Below are 19,283 nucleotides of genomic sequence, written 5' to 3'. Positions count from 1 at the left end.
GGATAACGCGCCTAATATCGAATCGCTTGAGATCGCAATTCGGACGCCCGCGGAACAAGCATACGAAAAACCTCTCCGAAATGTAGTCTGCATTACAGAACCCTTCCCGCATGTCGCGTATGATGAAGTCATAGGAATTCCAACGGGAGGGTTAATGAAAATGAAAAAGAAAACGGTACTGAAGGCAGCGGGACTGTTTGTAGCGGGCGTGGTGGGCGGGATCGGTCTCATGATGAGCAGCGACGCATACAAGGCGGTTAACGATGCCCTCGGCAATTCGACGAGCAATTCGATTTGGAGAGATAATTTGCCGGCGTATAATGCGCTGAAAGCTGCGGAGCAGCAGCAGGCGCAGGTCGGAAAGCTCGTTCAAAATGCGGACGCGCTGAAGAAGCAATCGGATCAAGCTGCGCAGAAGAAGACGGAGGATGCAGCGACCAAACAAGATGAGGCCTCATCGGCGCAGCAGCAACAAGAGCAAATTCAGCAGGAGATGCAGCAGCAGATCCAGCAAATGATCACGCAGATTCAACAGATGCTGCAGCAAATGCAGCAATCCCAAAATGAGACGATCAAGGCGTTGACTAAAGCCTAATCGCCGTTGGACTCCGACCGGTTCCCCATGCCGCATATATGCGGACGAGAGGGAGCCGGTTATTTTTATACGCGCACTTGTGGCACGGTCAGCATCGGCCTCTCTTTCCCTCCCTCTCTCTGTGCGATACAATCGCGCCGTAACCCGCTTGTTCCGTCGTTCGTTCGACAAGCCGTGCCTTACCTGCTCCCCTTCTTTTTGCAATCGGCGCTTGTCCTCCCCGCTCCGGGCCCGACTCTCACTGCCTCTGCACCGCACAGCATACGACTCGACGCCTCTTCGTCAGCATCGCCATATGGCTGTTTATCTCGATTTGCGATACCCACCCTGCGCACCCCCGCGTTCCCTATACCATCGCGACATTTCGCGGCCCGTCCGATCATCGCCATTTTTCCTCTTTTTTCGCACGCTTTCCTGCTTCCTCCCCCTCTCGATATGTGCGGAAGACTATGTCCTATCGTAATATTATCCTATAATTAAAGGTGGCGTTTTGGATCGTTTTTTTGGATGTTTTATTGATTAATGTAAGAATATAGAACCCACCGTTTGCTCTAAAAGGGTCGCTACGAGGTGCGGACGCAAGGTTGGCCGTTAAAGAAGATTATTAATAAAAAGGGAAAAGGGCCGCGAATGGGAAGGAGTTATAGGGCTTTACATTTCAGATGATAAAAAGAGAAAGCGATTACATTTCGCTAAGAGAATTAAAAGCAACGCTGCCGGGTTTCGCCTATTGCCGACAGAATCAGGCGAGAATACGCCTTTTCCCGATCAGCTTCTACAAATATACGCATGGATTGAATCGTATAATCGTTCAAAATTAAAATCGTCATGTATGTTCTCACGATTCGCTTGTCCTGTCGCGAAGCGATCAGTGCAGTTTCTTGGGTGCGGACGGCTGGTTGAGCGGGTTAACAGTTTCCGCAAAAATGTCGGCTTGCGGAGCAGGAGCCGGCACGACGAGCTGAGGAAAGTTCGCCTTCAGCATCTCCTCCAGATCGCGCCTTGTCACGGGACGCGCATGCGGCATCAGCTCGTAGCCAAACGCGCCGTTCGTCTCGATCGTTCCGTACTGCACGTCCCGGACGCTCGCGATGCCCGCCAGCCGCAGCCGCTTTTCCAAATCGTCCACGGAAAGCCGAAGCTTTTTCATATTGGCGGTTAGCAGGCTGCCGTTTTCGATGACCGGCACCGCGACGCCCTTTAATGCCCGTTCCGCAGGATTCCACTTCAGCGTGATCCATTCCGACAAATAAAGGACGGCCAGGAACGTAAATACGGCGAGCAAGGAAGCGAGCAGCCCTTTGCCGGCCACATCGGAGCCGAGGATCGTTCCGATCGTGAGCAGCACGCCGACCTGGGGAATCGTCATTTCGGAGATCGACTTGCGGCCGCTCAGTCGAAGCAGGAAAATGCCGGCGAACGCTAATACGAGGGATTGCCAGAATACGGTGAGCATGGCGGGACTCCTGTCGGATTGGGATGTTTGTGGCCGTCGTTGACACGGATATCAGTCTTGCCGCAGGAAAAAGCTTGTATACTGGAGGGAAAGGGGGAGACCCGGGAGGAATGGGGCTATGCGCTATTCGGCTATCGTACTGGACTTGGACGGGACCTTGTTGACCACAGGCAAGCAAGTCTCGGAACGCAACCGCCAAGCGGTTCGGGCATGCCATGAAAAAGGAATCAAGATCATCTACGCAACGGCACGCCCGCCTCGGTCGGTCAGGCAGTTCCTTTCCGAAGAAATGATAAGCATCGGCGCATTTGTCTACTACAATGGCGCGCAGGCGATGTGCAGCCACACCGGAACTTCATTTTGCGAATCGATCCCTTCCGGCCTGACCGCGAGCCTCATTGAATATGTCATGGGTTATCGGCCCGATTTGGAACTGTCCATCGAAGTGAACGACGAATGGTTCAGCTATCGCGCGTTGGATTATACGGTCGCGATGAATACGGCCGCCAATCCAATCGTCAAATCGCTGGATGAGTTAAAGGCGTTGGACGCTACGAAAATATTGATCGCAAGCGACCGTCCGATTCCCGAATTACTCGAGCGTTTCGGACATCAGGTTAACATCATCGTCACCGATCAGGGTCAGCTGATCCAGATCATGCCCTTGCAGGCGTCGAAAGAGGCAGCCGTTCGGAAACTATGCGATGTCTATGGCATCGAATGGCGCGAGGTTGTTGCTTTTGGCGACGATTATAACGATCTCGGGTTGTTCGAAATGGCAGGCTGCACGGTCGCGATGGGCAATGCGGTGGACGCGCTGAAGGCCGCGGCGCACGAGACGACGGCGACGAACGATGAAGACGGCGTGGCGATCGTGTTGGAGCGCATGTTTACGTTGGAACAAGAGAGACGATGAGGGGAGACCTTTTAATGGAAGCCAATATCAATGAGCTTTTAATAGAAGCGGATATCGCTTCCTTGCAGCACGCGATGGAGGCAGGGACGTTAACGTCGGAGGCCTGCGTGCGCTGGTACCTGGAGCGACTCGAGCGGTTCAACCCGAAGCTGAGAGTGGTGCTCGAGGTTAATCCGGAGGCGATCGCGATCGCCGCGGCGCTCGATGCGGAGAGGCGCGAACGCGGGGCGCGCGGGCCGTTGCACGGCATCCCGATCCTGCTCAAGGACAACATCGATACGGGCGATCGCATGCATACGAGCGCGGGGTCGATCGCGCTTGCGGCGCACTTCGCGCCGGCGGATTCGGCCGTGGCCGCACAGCTGCGGGCAGCGGGTGCTGTCTTTCTGGGCAAAGCCACCATGGCGGAATGGGCGAACTTCATGTCCGGTACGATGTGGGCGGGCTACAGCTCCAGAGGGGGGCTTACGCTTAATCCTTACAGCCCGGGCGAATTTTTCGTAGGCGGTTCGAGCTCGGGCTCGGGCGTCGCGACGGCCGCGAACCTGTGCGCTGCCGCTATCGGAACGGAGACTTCAGGCTCGATCATCAGCCCGGCTTCGCAAAATAGTCTCGTAGGCCTGAAGCCGACGATCGGACTCGTCAGCCGTAGAGGAATCATCCCGATCGCGCATAGCCAGGATTCGGCCGGTCCGATGACCCGCACGGTCAGGGATGCCGCGATCCTGCTCGGCGCAATGACGGCGGCGGATCCGGCGGATACCGCCATGGGAGAGAGCGGGCGAATCGCCTATTCGGATTACACGCCCTTCCTGGATGCGGACGGCCTGCGCGGCGCGCGGATCGGCATCGCCCGGCATTACTATCAAGGATTGGACGAGGCGCGGGCGGAGATTATCGAACGGGCGATCGAACGATGCAAAGCGCGCGGCGCGATCGTCGTCGATCCGGTATCCCTGCCTTGCGAGAGCGCAAAGTGGGATTGGGACGTGATGCCGTACGAATTCAAAAAAGGGCTGAACGATTATCTCGCCAAAGCAGGCCCGGGCGCTTATGTCCGGTCACTGGGCGAACTCATCGCCTTTAATGAAGCGAATCGGGACGCCGCGTTAAAGTACGGGCAGGACACGCTCATCTGGTCGAACCGGACGAGCGGCACGCTAACCGAGCCCGAATACGTGGAGAGCTTGCGCCTCAACCGTGAGATGGCCCGGGAACAGGGCATCGATCACGCGATTCTCGAGCATCGGCTCGATGCGCTGCTGTTTCTCGGCAATGAGGAAGGGCTCGACTTGTCCGCGCGCGCGGGCTATCCGGCGATCACGGTGCCTGGCGGGTACGCGGAGACGGGAATAATCGCGGAAGGCGGCTACACGACCAAGGGCCCGCAAGGCATTACATTCGTAGGAACCGCCTACAGCGAACCCGTGCTGCTCCGCCTCGCCTTCGCCTACGAACAAGCGAGCAGGCATCGCATTGCGCCGCCCGACCCGGTCTAATTTCACAGTAGCAATCTCAGTTGATCGGACCAGCCGGACGGGATAGAATCGGAGACAGCGAGCGAAACGGGGGAAAAGCGGATGAAGATAAACGAAAAGCTGCGCACCTGCGCGTTGTCCGAGATTGCGCATACGAAGGTGCACGGACGCACGACGGGGCGTCTCGATCCGTTGACGTTGTTCTGGACGGGGAGCGGCGTCGAGTGGAACGTGAAGGCGAGCGAGCTGTGGATTGAAGTCGAAGCGGACTACGATCAGTTGGAACCCTGGATCAGCGTCCTCGTGAACGGCGCTTGGGTGAGCAGGCAGATGATCGCGGCGGGCAGGCAGTGGGTGTGCGTGTTCAGGGCGATGAAAGGGGACACCGTTAAAAACGTGCGGATCGTCAAGGATACGCAGGCGATGAGCGCCGACCCGGGCTGCCTGCTGCAGATCCGGTCGGTCCGATGCGACGGCGACTTCTTGCCGGTGGCGGACAAGCCGCGGAAGATCGAGTTCGTCGGCGACAGCATCACGTCGGGAGAAGGTGCGATCGGCGCGACCTGCGAGCAGGACTGGATCCCGATGTGGTTCAGCGCCATCGACAACTACGCCGCGATGACGGCCGAAGCGCTGGACGCCGAGTACCGGATCTTGTCGCAGAGCGGCTGGGGCGTGGTGACGGGCTGGGACAACAATCCGCATTCGAGCCTCCCGGCCTATTACGAGCAGGTGTGCGGCTTGCTTGCGGGTGACCGGAATCGGGAGCTGGGCGCTTTGGAGGCGAACGACTTCGACGCCTGGCGGCCGGATGTGGTGGTCGTTAACCTCGGGACCAACGACGACGGGGCGTTCCACTGGCAAGAGTGGCGGGACCCGCAGACGGGCGAGACGTACGAGCAGCGGCTAAATGCGGACGGTACGATGAATGCGGACGACTTGGCGGACTTCGAGCGGGCGGTGGCGCAGTTTGTGGGTAAGATTCGGCGCTTCAATCGGGACGCGCACATCGTATGGGCATACGGCATGCTTGGCACGGGAATGCTGCCTGCGATCGAGCGGGGGGTGAGTGCGTACCGTGCGCAGTCGAGAGACGAGCGCGTGACGGTGGTTCGTCTGCCGGAGATGACGGCGGACACCGCCGGCGCGCGGAGTCATCCCGGGAAGAGGGCGCATGCGCAGGCTGCCGCGGTGTTGGTCGAGGCAATCGAGGCGATCGAGGCGATCCGCGAGCAGGGGCGGCTGACGCAGACGTAAGGTTCATGTGGAACGCGATGAAGCAGGACAAGCATCGGCTACGGGCTCGTGGTTGGCTGGCGCTTGTCTTTTTGTTATAGGCGAGAAGACGACATTTATATAACTTTACAGAAATATAACCAGAAGGTAATATAATATTATGGATACCAACAAGTTATTTGAAGTATTGGCCGAGCCGCAGCGGCGGCGCATGCTCGATCTGCTGCGGGTCAAGGAGCGGTCGGTAGGCGAGCTGGTGGCGCTGTCTTCGCTCAGTCAGCCCGGCGTGTCCAAGCATTTGCGGCTGCTGCGGGAAGCCGGTCTCGTGACGACCCGGAGAGCAGGGCAGACGCGCCTGTACCGGCTGGACGCGAAGCCGCTGCGGGAGATTGACGATTGGTTCGAGCCTTATCGGGCCTATTGGTCGGACAAGCTCGACGAGCTGGAACGGCGGTTGGGTGAAGATGACAAGGGAGAGTAGTTGGGCTCGGGAGGGCGGATCAATTTTTAACTCATTTTAAAAGGATTGGGGATGGGTGTAATGTTGGCTTCAATAGAACGGACGGCGGATGGCTATGTGGCGCGGTTCGAGCGGCATCTGAAGCATCCCGTGGAGAAGGTATGGTCCTATCTCACCGAGAACGAACGGCTGGCCAAGTGGTTCGCCGAGCTGTCCGTGGACGATCTGCGCGAGGGCGGCGTGTTCAAGTTCGATATGGGAAACGGGACATTCGAAACGATGGAGATTCTCGAGCTGAAGCCGTACAGCGTGCTGGCATACACCTGGGGCGAAGACCGCGTTCGCTTCGAGCTGTATCCGGAGCCGGGCGGCTGCCGCCTCGTCCTCGTCGAGAACATCGCCAAGCTGACAGACCATACGCCGCGCGACCTCGCGGGGTGGGATGTGTGTCTGGACGTCATCGCCGCGCTGCTGGATGGGGGCACGATCCCGGACCGCAAGGCCGTCTGGGCAGGCCGGTATGAGGAATACAAGGCGCTCATTCGCTCAAGCACTGAGGAGAAATGACGAGATGAATTACTGAACATCCCACCAGAACTGCTGACGAATGTATCAGCGACGTGCGTTTATAATGAGAGGTAAACCTCGTCTTCGAGGGAGGGCTTCCATGTATAAGCTGATTGTCGTCGACGACGAATTCTCCACGCGCAACGGGCTTAAGGTGTGCATCAACTGGTTCGAATACGGCATCGAGGTGGTCGGCGAGGCCGAGAACGGGCTCAAGGGGCTGGCCCTGGCCGAGAGCTGTCGGCCCGATATTGTGCTGACGGACGTCAAGATGCCTGGGATGGACGGCATCGAGATGGCCAGGCGGCTAAGGGCGGACATGCCCGATACCAAGATCGTTTTTATCAGCGGCTATGACGACATTGCTTATCTCAAATCGGCGATGAAGATGGACGCGGTGGATTATATTCTTAAGCCGGTCAATCTGGACGAGCTCATCGCCGTGGTCGAGAAGATCATGGACATGTCCAAGCGGGAGAAAAACCGCAAGGACCTGCTGCAGCAGATGAGCGCCAAGCTCCACCAGAGCATCCCGCTGCTGCGGGAGAAGTTCCTCATCCAGCTCATTCGGGACGCCAACCCGGACCGCGCGCAGATCGAGAAGCGGATCGGCTTCCTGGAGCTGCAATTGCCGTACGATACTGCCTATTGCGCGCTCATCATCCGTATCGAAAATGCATTCGCCGTGTTCGAAGCGATGGCGGAGCAGAACACGCAGCTGATCTCGTTCGCGATCCAGAATATCTGCCAGGAGCTCGTCGATCAGCGGACGTCGGGCTATTCGTTCGAGAACCGGCGCGGCGAATATGTGCTGATCCTTGCCTTGCCGGAAGCGCTGGGAGAGGACTTCCTGCTGCCGTTCGTCGAGGAATTGACGGACAGTCTGAACGGATTTCTGAAGCGGCTGATCGAGATTAATCTCACTATCGGCATCGGCGGCTCCGTCGCGCATCTGGGCCGGTTGGCAGACAGCTATCAGACGGCCGCGGAGGCGATCGAGCGCAAGCTGTTCCTTGGCCGAAACCAGGCCGTGATGTTTGACGCGATGGCGGCCCGCAAGGATGTAGATTACGGACGCATCAACGAGCTGCTGGCCGCGATCGCATCCGTGCTCAAGACGGGAGACGCCGACCAGATCGAGCAGCTGCTTGACGGCATGCTGCGGGAGCTAAGCGAGAGCCGTGGCATCGGCTACAAGGATTGCCAGCGAATCTGCCTGCAGGTGCTGCTGGTCGCCTCGCAGTTTCTGTCCGAATTCGGTCTGCGCACCGGCGTCCAGAATGGCGAGGAGTCAGAGGTGTGGGAGCAGCTGTTGAAGCTGGAGACGCTGGACGAGATGAGCCGCCATCTCAAGCAATACCTGTTCTCGATCTGCCGCCTGGTGGAGAACAAATCGTTCAAGAAAACGCCCGAGGTCATCGGGGAGATCGAGCGGATCATCCGCGGGCGCTACAGCGAGAACCTGACGATCGCGGACATCGCGCAGCAGGTGTATCTGGCCAAAACCTACATCTGTCTGCTGTTCAAGCAGGAGACCGGCGAGACGATCAACGAATATATCACGAGGGTGCGGATGGAAAAAGCGAAGGAGCTGCTGAAGGAAACGGACAAGAAGCTGGCAGACGTCTGTCTCGCGATCGGCTATGCCGAACCGAGCTACTTCACGAAGCAGTTCCGCAAGTTCACGGGCATGACGCCCAGCGAATACAGGGACATTCACCGGAGATAACAACCAAGCGGGATCGTTGGCAAGGCCGAAGCGGTGCGACGATTCCTTTTTTGGCGGAGATTCGAACCGGTCAGGAGAGGCGGTGCGGCGGTTATGGGCGTGACCGGAAAATTCCGGCTGCTGTGGGAGACGCACAGAAGGATGATTCTGCTGTACCTGATCATCGTGCTGCTGCCGGCCGGCGCGCTGCTCTATTACTACTTCCAGCGCTCCGAGGACATTCTCGAGCGGCAGGTCACGATGTCGATTCTCAATTCGGTCCGGCAGGTGAAGATCAATGTCGATTACCGCCTGTCCAAGGTCGACGAGATATCGGACGCGCTGATCCTGAATCGGGAGCTGTACGAGCTGCTTGCCAGCGACCCATCTTCAGGCCCGTCCTATAGCCAGGTGCAGGAGGGGGACAAGCTGGGTCAGCTCATCCGGAGCCTGCAGGGCAGCGACATTCGCAAGATCAAGCTGTATGTGAATCCCGGTAAAATGTACGCGCGCGAGCACGTCAATTTTTTCAGCCTGGACGAAGCTAGGGAGGAACCGTGGTACGAACGGGTGATCGAGCGCAACGGCGCGGTGAGCTGGATCCCGGCGCGCACGGTATCCTATCTCGGTTCGCCGGGCCAAGTCCGCGTCGTCTCCTCCGCTCGCATCATCCGGGATCCGGACGATTATGCCCGAATGATCGGCATCCTGGAGCTCGACGTGCCCGAAGCCAACCTGTCGGCCATCCTTGCGCAGGCCGAGGATCAGACGACGAGCCGCTCGATGTACATCGTCGACGGCGACGGCTTTATCGTGTCGCATGCGCTTGAGGACCGGATCGGTACCCGGCTGCTGGAGCCGGACGCGTTCAACGAAGTGCGGGGACAGTCCTCGGGCATCCGGCGCCTCTCGATCGGCTCCGAAGCCTATTATCTGATGTTCGATACGCTGGACCGCAACGGGTGGAAGGCCGTCTCGCTTGTGCCGGTCCACAGGATCAACCGTCCGAACGCAGACTTCAACTTCGGCTTCTCCCTCGTCCTGGCGCTATCCTTGTCCCTGCTGGTCATCCTGGGCGCGTTCCTCGTATTCGCCAACGTCAACCGCAGCATGATCGCGAGACTGCGCCACATCACCGAGCAGCTGCGCGAGCGGGGAGCGATAGCGATCGAGGAGGGCATTCCCCGGAGCCGGGGCGTCGTCATTCGGTTGGAGAAGAGCGTGACGAACATGCTGAGCACGTTCCAGCACCTGCTCGAAGACAACTACCGGACCAAGGAGAAGGAGAAGGAAGCGCGGATGCGCGTCCTGCAGGCGCAGATCAACCCGCATTTCCTCTACAACGCGCTCGACACGATCAACTGGATGGCATTGACCAAAGGGGCGAACGACATAAGCCGAATGCTGCACATGCTCGCGCAGTACTTCCGCCTCAGCCTGAGCAAGGGCAAGGACATCGTCACGCTGGAGGAGGAGATGAATCTGGCGAAGGCGTATCTCGAGATCCAGAAGCAGCGGTTCCATAACTTCGAGTTCGAGCTGTCGTACCCCGAGCAGCTGGCGGGACGCTCCCTGCCCAAACTGACCGTGCAGCCGATCATCGAGAATGCGATTCTGCACGGCATTCAGAACAAGGAAGGTCATGAGGGCCGCATCCGGCTGGATGTCCGCGAGGACGGCGACGGCTTCGTCATCCGCGTGACCGACGACGGAACCGGCATGAGCGAGGACCAGGTCCGAGAGCTGCTCGCCAGCTTCTCATCGCCGCCGGGCGCCTCGTCCAGCTATGGTCTGTACAACGTCTGGGAGAGGCTGCGCCTGTTCACGGGAGGCGCCGGCCGTCTGGACGTCGCGTCTGTGCCGGGAGAAGGAACGACGGTGAGCCTGATGTTCCCGGACAGGCCGCCGCCGGAGGACACGCCAGGCGCAGCCGGATAAGCCCGGCACAATTGAATCGCTGTCCCGCACCGCCCTCCCGAACCGCCGGGAGGGCGGTTTTGTGCTGCCCGGGGGATACGGCAACCTGAACATTCGACCAGCGATGCTGAAGGCTGTACCTCACGCGTCGGATGCCGGGGGAGCTATCCTATAGTCGTAACCTACGCCGGAGGGGAGGAGCGGCATGAGAGGCCTATCGAATTGGCTGCCCCAGATTCGCCGCAACTACGACTTATATTTGCTGCTGATCCCGGGTCTCGTGTTTTTACTGATTTTCAAATACACGCCGATCTACGGTCTGGTCATCGCTTTTCAGAATTTCAACATCTTCAAGGGTATCGGCGGCAGCGAGTGGGTCGGCCTGCAGCAGTTCGAGCGATTGTTCCACTCCGCGGACTTCGGACGCGTCATGGCAAATACGCTGCTCATCAGCCTGTACAAGATCGTCTTCCTGTTCCCGATCCCGATCGTCCTTGCGGTGCTGATGAACGAAGTCGGCAGGATGTGGTTCAAGCGGTCGATTCAGACGATCATCTACCTGCCGCACTTCCTGTCCTGGGTCGTCATCGCAGGCCTGTTCGTCAACATCCTGTCGCCGTCCACCGGGATCGTTAACGGCATCATCGGCTTTTTCGGCGGGGGGCCGGTCAACTTCTTCATGGACAATGACTTTTTTCGCAGCATTCTCGTCGCCACGGCGGGCTGGAAGGAATCGGGCTGGAGCGCCATCATATTCATCGCCGCGATCGCCGGCCTGGATCCCGAGCTGTACGAAGCGGCACGGCTGGACGGCGCGGGCCGCGTGCGGCAGATCTTCTCCATCACGCTGCCCGGCATCGCCGGTACGATCGTCCTGATGCTCATCCTGCGTATCGGCAGCGTGCTGGAGGCCGGCACCGAGCAGATCCTGCTGCTGTACAACCCGACCGTGTATGAGACGGGCGACGTGATCGGCACTTATATTTACCGAATGGGGCTGACTTCTATGGAATACAGCTTCTCCACCGCGGTCGGACTGTTCGAGTCGGTGATCGCCTTCCTGCTGGTCATCGGCGGCAACCAGCTGGCCAAGCGCATCACAGGCAGGAGCATCTGGTGAGGAAAGGAGGTGAGAGTAGATGACCCCTTCGCGCAGCAGGCCCTTATCCGAAGTCGTCTATGTCGCGATCGTCTACGTCGTGTTGACCGCAGCGGGCATTCTCTGTCTGTTCCCCTTCCTTAACGTGCTGGCCAAGTCGCTCAGCGCCAACTGGGCGATCGTCTCGGGGAAGGTCGGGCTCTGGCCGGTCGACTTCAACCTGAAAAATGTCGGATTCGTCATCATGGATGCGATGTTCCAGCGAGGACTGGTCATCTCGGTCGGGCTCACCGTCGTCGGCACCCTGGCCGCCATCGCCATGACGGCGATCTCCGCCTATCCGTTGTCCAAGAAGCAGCTGCCCGGGATCAAGTTCGTGCTGCTGCTGTATATTTTCACGATGCTGTTCAATGGCGGACTGATTCCCAATTACCTGCTCATCAAAAATCTGGGCTTGATGGACAACCTGCTGTCGCTCGTGCTGCCGGGACTGATCAGCGTCTTCAATCTGCTGCTGATGAAAAACTATTACGAGAGTCTGCCGGAAAGTCTGGAGGAGTCGGCCAAGCTGGACGGCGCCAGCAATCTGCGCATCGTCCTGTGGATCATCATCCCGCTATCGGCGCCCGTGTTCGCCACGATCAGCCTGTTCTACGCCGTCGCCTTCTGGAGCGACTGGTTCCATCCGATGCTGTACCTGAACGATCCGGCGTTGAAGCCGCTGCAGCTCTATATGCGGGATGTCGTGCTGCAGGCATCGGACGAGAATCTGATGAATCTGGACAACGATCTGCTGCTGGGCGTGTCGCCCGAAGGAATTCGCAACGCCACGATCATCGTGTCGACGATCCCGATTCTGCTCGTGTACCCGTTCCTGCAGAAGTACTTCATCAAGGGAATTCTGATCGGCTCTGTCAAGGGATAACGGAATGCCGAGGGCTTATTTATAATGACGATATGGAGGGGTTCACATGACTCGGAAAAAATGGTTCGCATCGGCATCCGTGCTGCCGCTTGCCTGCGCTATCGTACTGGCCGGCTGCGGAGGCAATAACAATGACGGAAACGCGGCGGCGACGGGCAGCGCGGCGACAGGCTCCGGCACGGCAAGCCAGGGTGCGGGGACGAAGGACAAACCGACGCTGAAGCTGCTGCGCTATTACATGGCGGACGACTATAATGCCTATCCGGTCAATCAATTTCTGCAGGAAGCGACCGGGTACAAGCTCCAGAACGATGTCCTGCCCCAGGAGAATCCGAGCGACAAGCTGAATCTGATCATGGCTTCCGGCTCGGAGTACGATCTGGTCGAAGCGATGAACAAGCAGGACTTTTTCAACTTTGCCGAGAACGGCGCACTGACGGATCTGACCCCCCTGATCGAGCAGTACGGGCCAAACATCAAGCGTGCGATCTCGGCGGAAAGTCTGGCCGGCGCTACCGTCGACGGCAAAATTTACGGCATTCCCACGCTTAACGTCTCCTATGTGCGGTCTGATCTGCTGATTCGGACCGACTGGCTGCAGAAGGTCGGCAAGCAGATGCCGACGACGCTCGATGAATTCGTCGACGTGCTAAAAGCATTCAAAGACCAGGATCCGGGCGGCAACGGCAAGAACAACATCCCGATGACGATCAGCCCGACGGCCTTGCTGGACAATCTGATGGGCGCTTACGGAATCTACGGATTGTGGATGGAATTGGACGGCAAGCTGGTCAGCGTCGTCAACCACCCCGCGCTCAAGGACTATGTGACGTTCATCCGGGGGCTGTACGAGCAAGGTTTGCTGGACAAGGAATTCGCCACGAACAAGGCGGCGACCGCCGACGAGAAGTTCACGAGCGGGCGGGCCGGCGTGTATCTGTCCGGCTGGTCTGCGATTCCCGGCTTCGATGAAGCGTTGAAAAAGAATGTGCCGGACGCTCAGTATCAATTCGTGCCTCCGCTGAAGGGACCTGACGGAAAAAGCGGCTTCACCAAAAACGGCGGGTTCAACAAGATTACGTTCGTACCCAAGACGGCCAAGCATCCGGAGGATGCCATTAAACTGGTCAACGCGATGCTGGAGCCGAATACGTTCAAGGAGCTGTTCATCGGCAAGGAAGGCGAGACCTATACGATGAAGGACGGCAACTACATGCCGATCGATCCCGCATTCTTCGACAAGCGCGGCCAGGCCAATGCCTTTGTCATCGGGATGGACGAGGCCAACTTCGTCCAGTATTGGCAGGCGCGTCTGCAGAAGAACAAGCCGATGTTCGACAACTATCAGCTGGTCAACTCCGTGCCCGAGGACCAGATTCATATGGATCCGCTCGCCTTCGCGCCGTATCTGCCGAAGCTCTCGGCGAACAGCGACAAGCTCAGCACGCTCGTGAACGACCGTCTGATCCAGATGATCGTGGACGGCGTCTCCGACAGCGGGATCGGCAGCCTTCAGAAGGCCTGGAAGGATGCCGGCGGCGAGGACGTGGCTAAAGAAGTTAACGACTGGTATGCGAGCCAAAAGTAAAAAAAAGCCTGGGGCCTTGCCGTAACAGCGGGGTCTCGGGCATGAAGGAGGAAGAGAGCAATGTCCACGAAGTCCGCGTTCGTGCCGCTGCGCTCGGCGCCGGTCGTCCGGCGCTGCGCCGACAACCCCATTTTGGCTCCGCATCAGGTGCCTTACGGCCCGGCGATGGTATTCAATGCCGGCGTGGCCAAGTACGAAGGCCGATATGTCATGGTGTTCCGCAACGATTATGGCGATGCCCTGACCGAGCGGGTCGATCCGGCCAGCACGACCAATCTGGGACTGGCATTCAGCAAGGACGGCATTCACTGGGACGTACAGCCGAAGCCCTGCTGGCAATGGCATGACGAGGAAGTCGTCCGCGTGTACGATCCCCGCCTCACGGTCATGGAAGGCAAGGCGTACCTGTGCTTTGCCGTGGACACCCGCCACGGCGTGCGCGGAGGCATCGCGTCGACGGAGGACTTCGAGACGTTCGACATCCACTCCTTGAGCACGCCGGACAACCGCAATATGGTGCTGTTCCCCGAGAAGGTGAACGACCGCTATGTCCGGCTGGAGCGGCCGATGCCCGTGTACGGGCGGGGCGGCCGCGACCGGTTCGACATCTGGCTGTCGTCGTCCCCGGATCTGGCCGATTGGGGACAGTCCGCCCTGGTGCTCGGCGTCGAGGATGTCCGCTTCGCCAACGACAAGATCGGACCCGGGGCGCCGCCCGTCCGCACCAAGCACGGATGGCTCACGACCTTCCATGCCGTCGACATCGATCCGCAGCGCGGCAAGAACGGCTGGGAAGCGTCGTGGACCAAGCGGTACAGCGCGGGCATCATGCTGCTCGACGCCGACGATCCGAGCCGGATCGTCGGACTGTACCGCGAGCCGCTGCTGGCGCCGGAGGCGCCCTATGAGACGGACGGAGGATTCCGCAACGACGTTATTTTCCCGGGCGGCATGATCCTTGAGGATGATGGCGAAGTAAAGATCTATTACGGATCGGCGGACACGGTGGAATGCCTGGCCACCGCGCATGTGGACGATCTGGTTCAGCTCTGCCTGCAGGGCGGCAAGCTGGACCGGCAAGGCGGCGGATAGCGCAAAAATAGAGCATTAAAAAGCGAACGGGATGAAACAGGTCATGGCCTGCTTCATCCCGTGTTGCTTTTATTATTTGGATTGTTTGCAATTTGACAGAAAGAGTGGGGGAGCTGGGAAGGCTTGTATAAACACAGGATCCTTTGCTTCCTTTGCGGCTGATGGGATAAGCTGTAGGTAACAGAACGAGGGTCGGAAGATCGGAAGGACGGTTGAGTGAAGTATGATGCAAATTCAGATCGTATGCGTGGGCAAGCTGAAGGAGAAGTACTGGTCGGACGGCGTGGCCGAATATTCGAAAAGGCTGGGCGCCTACGCCAGGCTCGACATCCGTGAGCTGCCGGACGAGAAGACGCCCGATGCCATGAGCCCGGCCGAAGAAGAGCAGGTCCGCGTCCGCGAAGGCGAGCGCATCCTCGCCGCGCTCAAGCCCGACGCGCACGTCGTCGCGCTAGCCATCGACGGCGACGCCTGGTCCAGCGAGCAGCTCGCCGCGCACCTGGACCGCCAAGCCGTCTACGGCGGCGGCGCCGTCGCCTTCGTCATAGGCGGCTCGCTCGGGCTCTCGCCCGCCGTCTTGGCCCGCGCCGACAAGAAGCTGAGCTTCGGGCGGATGACCTACCCGCACCAGCTTATGCGTGTATTGCTGCTGGAGCAGGTGTATCGGGCGTTTAAGATTAATCGGGGGGAACCGTACCATAAGTGACAACGAAAAATGTTGTGGAATAGTTCAACATGTCATTGAGAGGGGCGATCGATGACTATTCAGCAATTGGAATAGGCGGCCGTTATTGGCCGTCTTTTCTATGCCAAAGTGCATACACAGAAAAATTGGTGTCCGATTTTCGGCGGAGCTTTTTTTCGGAAACTTTATAATCATAATTGTGCTTCGGAATGGCTTTAATCCATTCAAAACTGCATGAAAGAGGAGGAGCAGAATGATACCGACCGACAGGAAACTCGTGTATTATCAGGCGCTTATCGATAAAAAGTCCGAGTATGAAGGCATTTTCTATGTCGGGGTTAAGACAACCGGTGTGTTTTGCCGACCTACATGTCCCGCAAGAAAACCTAAATTTGAAAACTGTGAATTTTATGAGACAGCCAAGGAAGCCCTTCTGGCATCATTCCGACCCTGCCAGCGATGCCGTCCGCTGTCTCATCCGGGCCAAATCTCGGAGCTAGTTCGTACGCTAGTCCATGCGGTGGAAGAAAACCCGGAACACCGCTGGACGGACGAAGACTTTCGAAAATTATCCGTGGATGCTACAACTGCGCGCCGCCAGTTCAAGAAGAGGTTCGGAATGACTTTTGTTGAATATGCGAGATCTCGGCGAATGGGAATAGCCTTGAAGCATATCCGGGCAGGCAGCACGGTCATCGAAGCTCAGTTGTCTGCAGGTTATGAATCCGGCAGCGGCTTTAGGGATGCGTTTTCGCGGATTATTGGTGCAGCGCCTGCCGGGCTGGGCAATCAGCAGATTTTAAAGGCATCCTGGCTGGACACGCGTCTTGGCCCGATGATCGCAATCGCTGACGAACAAGCCCTATATTTGCTCGAATTTGTGGATCGCAGAGGGTTGGAGCGCGAGATCGAACGCCTAAGAAGGAGAACAAAATCCGCGATTATTCCGGGCAGCACACTGCCAATCCATTCGATTGAAAAGGAACTTAGAGATTATTTCGATGGCAATTTAAGAGAATTTACAACGCCAGTGAAACTACTTGGATCGCCTTTTCAGAAGAAGGTGTGGGAACAATTGCGGGAAATCCCACCAGGCCTGACGTCTTCGTATGGCGACATTGCCGCGGCGATTGGAAAGACAAGTGCTTATCGCGCCGTTGCCCAAGCAAATGGAGCCAACCAGGTGGCGATTGTGATTCCATGTCACCGCGTTATCAACTCGAACGGCGACTTGGGCGGTTATGGAGGAGGTATATCTCGGAAACAATGGCTGCTTGACCATGAGAAGAATGGGGGCGTGGAGAAGGACATAGATGAAAATCAAGCAAACTAGATGGGTTAAAAGACTCACTTATTAATGATTGAATGCCTCGGCTCTGCATGGTAATATTTTCACAAAACTAGGATTTTGGTTCTATTCCTGGGAAACTACTAGGGGGCAGCATTGAGTGCGAAAAATAGGATTGGCGGTATTGTCGATTTTTATCATGTTAAGTGTGTTTTATTTTCCTGTTCGCTCACAGGCGGCGGATGTTTCCCCACGCATTATGGACGTTCAGATGGATACCCTTCTGATGGACGACGGTACGATCTGGCTTAAACGACCGTGGGCAGCGTCGGGGTATCAGAAGGTAAACGTCGGCGCCTCGGCAATTTACAGTGCTAAACGTGCATCTAGCGATTCCTACGACTATGGAATTTCCAGCAAAGGCGAGCTCATTTTATGGAACAACGAGTCGCTTCCTACAGTGGATCCAACGCAAAACGGCATCAAACTGGTTACGGGGCAATACTATTTAAAAAATGACGGCACGGTATGGAGCCTACAAAGCCGTAAGCAAATAGAAAGCCTAGCCGACATCTCCTTGCTTGCAACAGGCTTCCAATCAATGGCTTATGTGACGAATAGCGGAGAGATTCACCACTCCTACCTTAAATATGTGGCAGACAAAGTCGCCGATTCCTCTGCGATCGTGGCGTTGAAATTGATAAGCGATTATTCACTTGCATATATGGACAATACGGGGAAAGTCGTTTTCGTCGATTTGGACAAGTCTGACTACAACAATGGGGATGTGAAGTTCTTCCCTCAAGTTGTGACGTCCGACGCAGCCTATATTGAAAGCGCCGGCGAGGATAAACTTCTAGTCACCAAGAAAGACGGAACGGCATGGTTGGGCGAACCTACTTGGAGTGGTACAACTAAGAGTTATCAATTAGTTAAGCAAGTAGCAGGCATCACAAATGCCGTGAAGGTTACACCGTACGAGGGTTCGCTGGCGGACAAACCCCGTGACGAAAAGAATAAATCCATGGTCTCTTTAGCAGGCGGTCGGAAATGGCTGGTTCTTCAGAAGAATGGAAGCTGGAACATCTATGGCGAGGGAGGTGTGGTGTCAATCGAACCGCCAGCCGTGTCGGGACTTACGCTCGCAGCCTCCAACTCCAAACCGGCGGTGGGAAACACGATTCAATTTAAAATCGTACAAATGTACAGCAACGGCTATAAGGAAACTTTGTCAGGCAAGGAAGCCGCACTGCAGGTCGACAAGCCCTATCTGCTGCAGGAACAGAATGACGGCAGTTATAAGGTGTTAGGGGTTGGCGAATCGAAGATAACCGCAACGGCGGCGGGGAATAGCAAAACGATTACGGTAACGGCCAGTCTGGGCGCTAATCTGACTGGTGCGGTAAATGCCAACGGAATTGTCATGCTGCCTATTAAAAGTGTATTTAAGTCGTTGGGTGGCACAGTAACGTATGATTCGGCAAACAAACGTTATAATGTCGAATTGGGTTTGACTGCTATACGCTTAACGGTTGGGCGTAATACGGCGACCGTGGATGGAAAAGAAGTCACGCTGAGTAGTGCCGTTAGCTTAAATAAGGGAGAAGCGGTTTTCCCAGCGGACTTCCTCAAGAAGAATCTCGGCGCGGTGACGCTATGGGATTCGAAACTTAAAGTGATGAAGGTGTCCATCGGCGCAGGGACGCTGGTAGTGGAATCGGCCGATACGCCCCAGCTTAAAAAGAAGGTCGTGCAGGGTAATCTTGCCGGACTAATCGGTAAATCGTATTGGGTCAATAATTATAACAACTGGGAACGGTTCTCTAAGGTAACGATCACCGATATCCTGCCGGTAGGCGGAGATAACTTTGAGATTGTATTCGCCACCGCTAAAGGCAAGACGTTAAAATCAGAAGTGACTTCGAGAGGTTTCGTGACGCTCATTTTAGGCGATCCATACACCTTCCTATCGTATGATCCTTTTAAGAAATATAATTGGTCTTCATCCACTTGGAATACGATTAAAGCATCCAAAATAGCAATAGGCATGAGCAAGACGCAGGTGGATTTATCCTGGGGCAAGCCCTCCTCCACCTCTCAGGCGGCCGGCAACGGAATTGCCGTAGATGTATGGAGGTACGGTTACCAATATGTAGTCTTCACCAACGGACTCGTGACACAAATCTATTCGTAGCTATAAATGTAAATGAGATGCACAAATGAATCTATAACAACAGTGGCGGCCACAGGGCCGCCATTTTGATTTGATCGGT

Annotated in this window: 16 protein-coding genes; 15 read left to right on the top strand and 1 reads right to left on the bottom strand. The window is 57.0% G+C overall.

The window, feature by feature from the left end:
• Nucleotides 1-160 precede the first annotated feature (160 nt).
• Nucleotides 161-595 (top strand): hypothetical protein, encoded by a 435-nt coding sequence (locus KVT38_RS21665; protein WP_217595832.1) that lies wholly within the window; start codon nt 161-163, stop codon nt 593-595.
• 868 nt (nt 596-1,463) lie between these two features.
• Here the strand turns inward: KVT38_RS21665 and KVT38_RS21660 are convergent.
• Complete coding sequence (locus KVT38_RS21660) at nt 1,464-2,051, bottom strand: DUF421 domain-containing protein (RefSeq protein WP_217595831.1); 588 nt, start codon at nt 2,049-2,051, stop codon at nt 1,464-1,466.
• 118 nt (nt 2,052-2,169) lie between these two features.
• Between KVT38_RS21660 and KVT38_RS21655 the strand changes: the two genes are divergently transcribed.
• From KVT38_RS21655 to KVT38_RS35425, 14 genes are all read left to right on the top strand, one after another.
• Nucleotides 2,170-2,967, top strand: a complete 798-nt coding sequence (locus KVT38_RS21655; protein WP_217595830.1) for an HAD family hydrolase — start codon at nt 2,170-2,172, stop codon at nt 2,965-2,967.
• A gap of 14 nt (nt 2,968-2,981) precedes the next feature.
• Nucleotides 2,982-4,466, top strand: a complete 1,485-nt coding sequence (locus tag KVT38_RS21650) for an amidase family protein (RefSeq protein ID WP_217595829.1) — start codon at nt 2,982-2,984, stop codon at nt 4,464-4,466.
• Nucleotides 4,467-4,547: 81 nt separating this feature from the next.
• Nucleotides 4,548-5,702 carry an SGNH/GDSL hydrolase family protein gene (locus KVT38_RS21645; protein WP_217595828.1) on the top strand — a complete coding sequence of 385 codons (1,155 nt, stop codon included), beginning with the start codon at nt 4,548-4,550 and terminating at the stop codon, nt 5,700-5,702.
• Nucleotides 5,703-5,841: 139 nt separating this feature from the next.
• The gene (locus tag KVT38_RS21640) at nt 5,842-6,162 is read left to right on the top strand and encodes an ArsR/SmtB family transcription factor (protein WP_217595827.1); all 321 of its coding nucleotides are present in this window, start codon (nt 5,842-5,844) and stop codon (nt 6,160-6,162) included.
• A 60-nt stretch (nt 6,163-6,222) separates the two neighbouring features.
• Complete coding sequence (locus tag KVT38_RS21635) at nt 6,223-6,708, top strand: SRPBCC family protein (protein WP_217595826.1); 486 nt, start codon at nt 6,223-6,225, stop codon at nt 6,706-6,708.
• A gap of 100 nt (nt 6,709-6,808) precedes the next feature.
• On the top strand, nt 6,809-8,437 hold the full coding sequence (locus KVT38_RS21630) for a response regulator (RefSeq protein ID WP_217595825.1): 1,629 nt from the start codon (nt 6,809-6,811) through the stop codon (nt 8,435-8,437).
• Between the two features lie 99 nt (nt 8,438-8,536).
• Nucleotides 8,537-10,354 carry a cache domain-containing sensor histidine kinase gene (locus KVT38_RS21625; protein WP_217595824.1) on the top strand — a complete coding sequence of 606 codons (1,818 nt, stop codon included), beginning with the start codon at nt 8,537-8,539 and terminating at the stop codon, nt 10,352-10,354.
• A 184-nt stretch (nt 10,355-10,538) separates the two neighbouring features.
• Entirely contained in the window at nt 10,539-11,453 is a 915-nt protein-coding gene (locus KVT38_RS21620; RefSeq protein ID WP_217595823.1) for an ABC transporter permease, read from the top strand.
• A gap of 19 nt (nt 11,454-11,472) precedes the next feature.
• Nucleotides 11,473-12,357: a carbohydrate ABC transporter permease gene (locus KVT38_RS21615; protein ID WP_217595822.1), complete on the top strand. Its 885-nt coding sequence runs from the start codon at nt 11,473-11,475 to the stop codon at nt 12,355-12,357.
• Nucleotides 12,358-12,403: 46 nt separating this feature from the next.
• Nucleotides 12,404-13,945, top strand: coding sequence for an extracellular solute-binding protein (locus tag KVT38_RS21610; protein ID WP_217595821.1), 1,542 nt, complete (start codon nt 12,404-12,406; stop codon nt 13,943-13,945).
• Nucleotides 13,946-14,005: 60 nt separating this feature from the next.
• Nucleotides 14,006-15,037 (top strand): glycoside hydrolase family 130 protein, encoded by a 1,032-nt coding sequence (locus KVT38_RS21605; RefSeq protein ID WP_217595820.1) that lies wholly within the window; start codon nt 14,006-14,008, stop codon nt 15,035-15,037.
• Between the two features lie 226 nt (nt 15,038-15,263).
• Nucleotides 15,264-15,743 carry a 23S rRNA (pseudouridine(1915)-N(3))-methyltransferase RlmH gene (gene rlmH / locus KVT38_RS21600; protein ID WP_090116893.1) on the top strand — a complete coding sequence of 160 codons (480 nt, stop codon included), beginning with the start codon at nt 15,264-15,266 and terminating at the stop codon, nt 15,741-15,743.
• A gap of 232 nt (nt 15,744-15,975) precedes the next feature.
• Nucleotides 15,976-17,055, top strand: coding sequence for a bifunctional transcriptional activator/DNA repair enzyme AdaA (locus KVT38_RS21595; protein ID WP_217595819.1), 1,080 nt, complete (start codon nt 15,976-15,978; stop codon nt 17,053-17,055).
• Between the two features lie 115 nt (nt 17,056-17,170).
• On the top strand, nt 17,171-19,204 hold the full coding sequence (locus tag KVT38_RS35425) for a copper amine oxidase N-terminal domain-containing protein (protein ID WP_217595818.1): 2,034 nt from the start codon (nt 17,171-17,173) through the stop codon (nt 19,202-19,204).
• The last annotated feature ends 79 nt before the right edge of the window (nt 19,205-19,283 follow it).

This window comes from Cohnella sp. GbtcB17 (assembly GCF_019091135.1).
Classification (GTDB): domain Bacteria; phylum Bacillota; class Bacilli; order Paenibacillales; family Paenibacillaceae; genus Cohnella.
Note: the sequence above shows the minus strand (reverse complement) of the source record. Positions and strands in the feature narration are given on the sequence as shown.